Origin of the sequence: Ancylomarina sp. 16SWW S1-10-2 (genome assembly GCF_009669305.1) — a bacterium.
In the GTDB taxonomy this organism is placed as follows: Bacteria; Bacteroidota; Bacteroidia; order Bacteroidales; family Marinifilaceae; genus Ancylomarina.
Genome location: NZ_SADB01000229.1, coordinates 1 through 442, shown reverse-complemented (window position 1 = coordinate 442; position 442 = coordinate 1). Strand labels below are relative to the sequence as shown.

Below are 442 nucleotides of genomic sequence, written 5' to 3'. Positions count from 1 at the left end.
AGTTACCTCTGCCGAAGTTGAGTATTTTTGCTGTATTTGTCATAATGACTCCTGTTGATAGATCCAGTAATGACCTCAGAACTCCATCTGGATTTGTTCAGAACGCTCGGTTGCCGCCGGGCGTTTTTTATTGGTGAGAATCGCAGCAACTTGTCGCGCCAATCGAGCCATGTCGTCGTCAACGACCCCCCATTCAAGAACAGCAAGCAGCATTGAGAACTTTGGAATCCAGTCCCTCTTCCACCTGCTGATCTGCGACTTATCAACGCCCACAGCTTCCGCTGTCTTCTCAGTTCCAAGCATTGCGATTTTGTTAAGCAACGCACTCTCGATTCGTAGAGCCTCGTTGCGTTTGTTTGCACGAACCATATGTAAGTATTTCCTTAGATAACAATTGATTGAATGTATGCAAATAAATGCATACACCATAGGTGTGGTTTAA

Annotated in this window: 1 protein-coding gene; it reads right to left on the bottom strand. The window is 45.2% G+C overall.

The features are described 5' to 3' along the window. Positions 1-75 precede the first annotated feature (75 nt). On the bottom strand, positions 76-369 hold the full coding sequence (locus EMN46_RS19080; protein WP_000251069.1) for a lambda phage CII family protein: 294 nt from the start codon (positions 367-369) through the stop codon (positions 76-78). Positions 370-442 lie beyond the last annotated feature (73 nt).

Bases quoted from the DNA above. Each gene is read 5' to 3' on its own strand.
- EMN46_RS19080 (WP_000251069.1), bottom strand. From the start codon at position 369: ATGGTTCGTGCAAACAAACGCAACGAGGCTCTACGAATCGAGAGTGCG.